Source organism: Streptomyces sp. NPDC025721, assembly GCF_055558595.1.
In genome coordinates this window covers 183,975-190,819 of sequence record NZ_JBVHMF010000002.1, presented here as the reverse complement: position 1 = coordinate 190,819, position 6,845 = coordinate 183,975, and the positions used below count along the sequence as shown (strand labels likewise).

Sequence of the window (6,845 nt, the reverse complement as noted above, 5' to 3'; positions counted from 1 at the left end):
AAAAACCACCCCCCCCCCCCCCCCCCCCCCCCCCCCCCCCCCCCCCCCCCCACCCCCCACCCCCCCCCCCCCCCCGCCCCCCCCCCCCCGGCGACCTCTTTGTGCTCATCGCGGGTGCGCGCCTCGGATCGTGGGCGTGGGACGCCGCGGCGCCGGCATGGCCGGGCCGTGCCCCGGCGTACGTGAAAGCGCCGGGGGCGGCGCTTCCGCACGAAGCGTCGCCCCCGGCGGGGTGGGGTCGGGAACGGGTCGCCGGTCGGTGAGGGTGCCCCCAGGGCAAGGGGCGTCCGGCGGCGGTCCGGGCCCGGCCCGGTCAGGTGGTCGGCGTGGGGGGACGGGCGGCGGCGCGGCCGGCCTCCAGGCGGGCGACGGGGATGCGGAAGGGCGAGCAGGAGACGTAGTCGAGCCCGACGTCGTGGAAGAAGTGGACGGACTCGGGGTCGCCGCCGTGCTCGCCGCAGATGCCGAGCTTGAGGCCGGGGCGGGTGGCGCGGCCGGCCTCGCAGGCGGAGCGGACCAGCGCGCCGACGCCGTCGCGGTCGATGGTCTCGAACGGGGAGACGCCGAAGATGCCCTTCTCCAGGTAGGCGGTGAAGAAGGACGCCTCGACGTCGTCGCGGGAGAAGCCCCACACGGTCTGGGTGAGGTCGTTGGTGCCGAAGGAGAAGAACTCGGCGGCCTCCGCGATCTGACCGGCCGTCAGCGCGGCGCGCGGCAGCTCGATCATCGTGCCGATGGCCATGCCGAGCGAGGCGCCGGTGGCCGCCTCGACCTTGGCGATGACGCGGTCGGCCTCCTCGCGGACGATCTCCAGTTCCTGCACGGTGCCGACCAGCGGGATCATCACCTCGGGGCGCGGGTCGCCCTTGACGGACTTGCGGTGCGCCGCCGCCTCCGCGATGGCCCGTACCTGCATGGCGAACAGGCCGGGGATGACCAGGCCGAGGCGTACGCCGCGCAGGCCCAGCATCGGGTTCTGCTCATGGAGCTTGTGAACGGCCTGGAGCAGCCGGAGGTCGTTCTCGTTGGCGTCCCTGCGGGACTCGGCGAGCGCGACCCGTACCGACAACTCCGTGATGTCGGGCAGGAATTCGTGCAGCGGCGGATCCAGCAGCCGTACGGTCACCGGCAGTCCGTCCATCGACTCGAACAGCTCGATGAAGTCGGCCTTTTGCAGCGGCAGCAGCGCGCCGAGCGCCTCTTCCCGCTCGGCGTCGGTGTCGGCGAGCACCAGTCGCTCGACCAGCTCGCGGCGCTCGCCGAGGAACATGTGCTCGGTACGGCACAGGCCGATGCCCTGCGCGCCGAAGCGGCGGGCGCGGTTGGCGTCCTCGGCGTTGTCGGCGTTGGCGCGTACTCGCAGCCGGCGGACCCGGTCGGCGTACGCCATGATCCGGTGCACCGCCTGGACGAGTCCGTCGGCCTCGTCGGCCCCCGCGTGCATGCGGCCCTCGAAGTACTCGACCACCGGGGACGGTACGACGGGCACCTCGCCGACGTACACCTTGCCCGAGGAGCCGTCGATCGAGATGAGGTCGCCCTCCTCTATCACCACGCCCCCCGGCGCGGTCAGCCGTCGCCGCTTGGTGTCGACCTCCAGCTCCTCTGCGCCGCACACGCAGGTCTTGCCCATCCCGCGGGCGACGACGGCGGCGTGCGAGGTCTTGCCGCCGCGGCTGGTGAGGATGCCCTCGGCGGCGATCATGCCGTTGAGGTCGTCGGGGTTGGTCTCGCGGCGGATCAGGATGACCTTCTCGCCGGACCGCGACCACTTGACGGCGGTGTACGAGTCGAAGACCGCCTTGCCGACGGCGGCGCCGGGCGAGGCCGCGATGCCCCAGCCGATCCGGCGTACGTTCCCGCTGTCGGCGACCGTGTCGTCGAAGCGCGGGAACATGAGCTGCGCCAACTGCGCGCCGTTGACCCGTTGCAGCGCCTCCGCCTCGCTGATCAGGCCCTGGTCGACGAGCTGGGTGGCGATCCTGAAGGCCGCCGCCGCGGTCCGCTTGCCGACCCGGGTCTGGAGCATCCACAGCTTGCCGCGCTCGATGGTGAACTCGATGTCGCACAGGTCGCGGTAGTGCGTCTCCAGCGTCTCCATGATCGAGATGAGCTGGTCGTACGACGCCTTGTCGATGCCTTCGAGGTCGGCGAGCGGCACGGTGTTGCGGATACCGGCGACGACGTCCTCGCCCTGGGCGTTCTGCAAATAGTCCCCGTACGTGCCCTGGTGGCCGCTGGCCGGGTCGCGGGTGAAGGCGACGCCGGTGCCGGAGTCAGGGCCGAGGTTGCCGAAGACCATCGAGCAGACGGTGACGGCGGTGCCCAGGTCGCCGGGGATACGTTCCTGGCGGCGGTAGAGCTTGGCGCGCTCGGTGTTCCAGGAGTCGAAGACCGCGCGCACGGCGAGGTCCATCTGCTCGCGCGGCTCCTGCGGGAAGTCCCGGCCGGCCTCCTTGGCGACGATCGCCTTGAAGTCGTCCACGAGCTGTCGCAGATCGGCCGCGTCCAGACCGAGGTCGCTGTCCGCGCCCTTGTGCCGCTTGGCCTCGTCCAGCGCGTCCTCGAAGAGGTCGCCGTCCACACCGAGCACGGTCTTGCCGAACATCTGCACAAGACGCCGGTAGGAGTCCCACGCGAAGCGCTCGTTGCCCGCCTGCTGGGCGAGCCCGGCGACCGACGCGTCGGACAGGCCGATGTTGAGGACGGTGTCCATCATGCCGGGCATGGAGAACTTCGCGCCCGAGCGGACCGAGACCAGCAGCGGGTCGTCCGGCTGGCCGAGCTTCTTGCCCATCCGCTGTTCCAGCGCGTCGAGGTGCGCACTCACCTCGTCGCGCAGCGCGGAGGGTTCCGCGCCGGTTTCCAGATAGACCCTGCACGCCTCGGTGGTGATGGTGAAACCCGGAGGGACGGGCAGGCCGAGGTTGGTCATCTCGGCGAGGTTCGCTCCCTTGCCGCCGAGCAGGTCCTTGAGGTCTTTGTTGCCCTCAGTGAAGTCGTAGACGAACTTCTGCTTCTTCTGTCGTGCCGACACGGGACTCGACTCCTCGCGACCGGGATGCCCTGACGGCGGGGAGCGTACCCAGGTCGAAGGCGCCGCAGTGCGTCCATGACCTCGACACACGGCGGTAACCGCCCGTCTGCCGGTGTCTCCCGGGCGGGGGGCTCGCCGGCCGGTGTTCGCGCTCCGTTCACGAGTCGAACGGACGGTTTCACTCCGGTGGCCGCTTCGGCGACTCGGTCTACGGAGCGTCACGTGGCGCCGTGCCGCGTGGACACAGCGGGGGTGGCACCGCGTGCCATGCTTTCGGAAGGTGCGACACCCCTCTTCGCGCTCGTTTGAGCGCAAGCCCTATCAACCGTGGCGCGAATCACGCCTCGCGTCTCACATGCTGGACGGCGGCCAGGGCCCGCTCCGGCCGTGCGCGGCCGGCGTTCCCGGACGGTTAGCCGCCCGAGGTGTCGGATTCGGCGTCCTCCGTGAGCACGGCGCAGTCGTACGGGTCGTTGAGCCAGCCGTCCGGGAGGACGACCCGCTTGCCGGGGGCGGTACGGCCGCGCGGGCCGTCGGCGTGCGCGGGCCAGGGCTGGGTGAGGTCGAGGCCGCCGAGGTGCTCGTCCATCTCGGCCAGCGACGAGGCCGTGGCCAGCGCCCGGCGCGCGTCCGAGCCGACCGAGAAGCCCTTGGTGTACCAGGGCACGTGCTTGCGGAAGTCGACGACACCGCGTGCCTCGTCCCCGATCCACTCCCCCAGCAGCTCCGCGTGCCGCCGCATCACCCGCGCGACCTGCCCGAAGTCGGGGGTGGCGGGCGCGGCGCCGCCCTCGAAGGCGGCGACCAGGTCGCCGAAGAGCCAGGGCCGCCCGAGGCACCCCCGGCCGACCACGACGCCGTCGCAGCCGGTCTCCCGCATCATCCGTACCGCGTCGTCCGCGCACCAGATGTCGCCGTTGCCGAGCACCGGGATCTCGGGCACGTGCTCCTTGAGCCGCGCGATGGCGTCCCAGTCGGCGGTGCCGCCGTAGTGCTGGGCGGCGGTGCGGCCGTGCAGCGCGACCGCCGTCACACCCTCCTCCACCGCGATCCGGCCCGCGTCGAGATACGTGAGGTGGTCGTCGTCGATGCCCTTGCGCATCTTGATGGTGACCGGCAGGTCGCCCGCGTTGCCGACCGCCTCGCGCAGGATCGCCCGCAGCAGATTGCGCTTGAAGGGCAGCGCGGACCCGCCGCCCTTGCGGGTCACCTTCGGCACCGGGCAGCCGAAGTTGAGGTCGATGTGGTCGGCCAGATCCTCGTCCACGATCATCCGCACGGCCTTGCCGACGGTCGCCGGGTCGACACCGTAGAGCTGGATGGAGCGCGGTGTCTCCGAGGCGTCGAAGTGGATGAGGTGCATGGTCTTCTCATTGCGCTCGACCAGCGCGCGCGTCGTGATCATCTCGCTGACGAACAGCCCCTTGCCGCCGCTGAACTCGCGGCAGAGCGTGCGGAAGGGCGCGTTGGTGATGCCCGCCATCGGGGCGAGCACGACCGGCGGCCACACGGCGTGCGGGCCGATCCGGAGGGTTTCCGGGCGGGTGAGCGTGGCGGCGTCAGCGGTCATGCCGTCCATTGTCGCGTACTCGCGCACGGCCCTCGGCCGAGATTGGTTGTACGATCAAAATGATTCTGGTCGTACAATCGTTGGTGTCAGCACCTATGACGCCGCCCCCGTACCGGCGACGAGCGCCAAGAACCGACAAGAGGAGCCCGGACGCATGCCTGAGCTGACGCACCGGCGTCGGATGCTCATCCTGGGGATCTGCTGCATGAGCCTGCTGATCGTCAGCCTGGACAACACGATCCTGAACGTGGCGCTGCCGTCGATGAGGCGGGACTTCCACGCCTCCGTCTCCGGCCTCCAGTGGACGATCGACGCGTATCTGGTGGTGATCGCCTCACTGCTGCTGCTCTCCGGCTCCACGGCCGACCGGCTCGGCCGGAAGAAGATCTTCCGGATCGGGCTGGTCTTCTTCACGCTCGGTTCGCTGCTGTGCAGCCTCGCGCCCGGTCTCGGCTGGCTGATCGCCTTCCGGATGATCCAGGCGGTCGGCGGCTCCATGCTCAACCCGGTGGCGATGTCGATCATCACCAACACCTTCACCGACGCCCGCGAACGGGCCCGCGCCATCGGCGTGTGGGGCGGTGTCGTCGGGATCAGCATGGCGGCCGGACCGATCGTCGGCGGCGCGCTGGTGGAGACCGTCGGCTGGCGGTCGATCTTCTGGATCAACCTGCCGGTGGGCGTGCTCGCCCTGATCCTCACCTCGCGCTACATCCCCGAGTCCCGCGCGCCCCGGCCGCGCCGCGTCGACCCGGTCGGCCAGGTGCTGGTCATCGCGCTGCTGGGCTCGCTCACCTACGGCATCATCGAGGGCTCGGGCGCGGGCTGGACCTCCCCGCTGATCGTCGGCTGCTTCGTCGTCACGGTGCTCGCGCTGCTCGGCCTGACGCGGTACGAGAAGCGGCGCACCGACCCGCTGATCGACGTGCGCTTCTTCCGCAGCGCGCCCTTCAGCGGCGCGACCCTCATCGCGGTCAGCGGCTTCGCCGCGCTCGGCGGCTTCCTCTTCCTCAACACCCTCTACCTCCAGGACGACCGGGGCCTGTCCGCCCTCGACGCCGGGCTCTACATGCTGCCGATGGCCGTGATGTGCCTGGTCTTCGCGCCGCTGTCCGGGCGGCTGGTCGCCTCGCGCGGCCCGCGCCTGCCGCTGATGCTCGCCGGTCTCACCATGACGGCCAGCGGCGTGATCTTCGCGGTGCTGGACGCCGAGTCCTCCAACGCCCTGCTGTTCACCTCCTACGTCCTGTTCGGCATCGGCTTCGGCCTGGTCAACGCCCCGATCACCAACACCGCCGTGTCCGGCATGCCCCGCGCCCAGGCCGGGGTCGCGGCGGCCGTGGCGTCCACCAGCCGCCAGATCGGCCAGTCGCTGGGCGTCGCCGTGATCGGCGCCGCGCTGGCCGCCGGAATGCAGACCACCGCCTGGTGGATCATCTCGGGCTGCGGCGCCTCCGTCCTGCTCATCGGTACGCTCACCACCGGACGCTGGGCCCGCGGTACGGCCGAACGCGCGGCCGATCTGCTCGTGCCCGAAGAAGACGACACCCCCCGAATCCCGGTGAGCACCTCATGACGACGACGCCAGAAGCCACGAGTTCCGTCGGTACGGTCTCCGGTCCTACGGTCTCCGCCGGTCGTACGGCCTCCGCCGACGCTGTCACCGTTGACGCTGCCTCCGTTGACGCTGCCTCCGGCGGGGAAACCGGCCGTACGGACGCGGTCGGCCCGGCGGACGCGGCCGATGCCACCGCGGAGCGGATCTGGCGCAATCTGCGCACCTACGTACTGGAGCGCAACGAGCGCCGCAAGGAGACCTCGGAAGCGCTGGGCATGAGCTTCTTCCGGGTCAAGGTGCTGCGCCGGGTCGCCGCTTCTCCCGCCCGGCTCAGCGAGTTGGCGGCCGAGCTCTCCTCCGACCGCCCGTACACGACGCTGGTGGTGGACGACCTCGCCAAGCGCGGTCTGGTCGAGCGGCACGAACACCCCGCGGACCGGCGCTCCAAGATCGTGACGGCCACCGCCGAGGGCCACGCCGCCGCGGATCGCGCCAACGCCATCATGGGCGCCCCGCCGGAGTCGCTGAGCGCTCTGTCGGCCGCCGATCTGACGGCGCTCGACCGCATCGTGGCGGCCCTGGCGGCCCAGGACTGAGCCCGCCTCGACCACCCTTCGACCGCGGCTTCAGCCGCCGCCGCGACCACCGCTTCAGCCGCCGCCTCGACCGGCCGGCTGTCC

4 protein-coding genes are annotated in these 6,845 nt (G+C 71.2%); 2 read left to right on the top strand and 2 right to left on the bottom strand.

Features of this window, described 5'->3' with window-relative positions:
- Window positions 1-313: 313 nt before the first annotated feature.
- Complete coding sequence (ppdK, locus tag ACZ4EF_RS04800) at window positions 314-3,037, bottom strand: pyruvate, phosphate dikinase (RefSeq protein WP_467502785.1); 2,724 nt, start codon at window positions 3,035-3,037, stop codon at window positions 314-316.
- A 412-nt stretch (window positions 3,038-3,449) separates the two neighbouring features.
- Complete coding sequence (gene dusB / locus ACZ4EF_RS04795; RefSeq protein ID WP_391047420.1) at window positions 3,450-4,607, bottom strand: tRNA dihydrouridine synthase DusB; 1,158 nt, start codon at window positions 4,605-4,607, stop codon at window positions 3,450-3,452.
- A gap of 154 nt (window positions 4,608-4,761) precedes the next feature.
- Here dusB and ACZ4EF_RS04790 point away from each other — a divergent pair, with 154 nt between their 5' ends.
- The gene (locus ACZ4EF_RS04790) at window positions 4,762-6,183 is read left to right on the top strand and encodes an MFS transporter (protein WP_401853284.1); all 1,422 of its coding nucleotides are present in this window, start codon (window positions 4,762-4,764) and stop codon (window positions 6,181-6,183) included.
- Window positions 6,180-6,761, top strand: a complete 582-nt coding sequence (locus ACZ4EF_RS04785) for a MarR family winged helix-turn-helix transcriptional regulator (RefSeq protein ID WP_467502784.1) — start codon at window positions 6,180-6,182, stop codon at window positions 6,759-6,761. The genes ACZ4EF_RS04790 and ACZ4EF_RS04785 overlap by 4 nt, the downstream gene beginning before the upstream one ends.
- The last annotated feature ends 84 nt before the right edge of the window (window positions 6,762-6,845 follow it).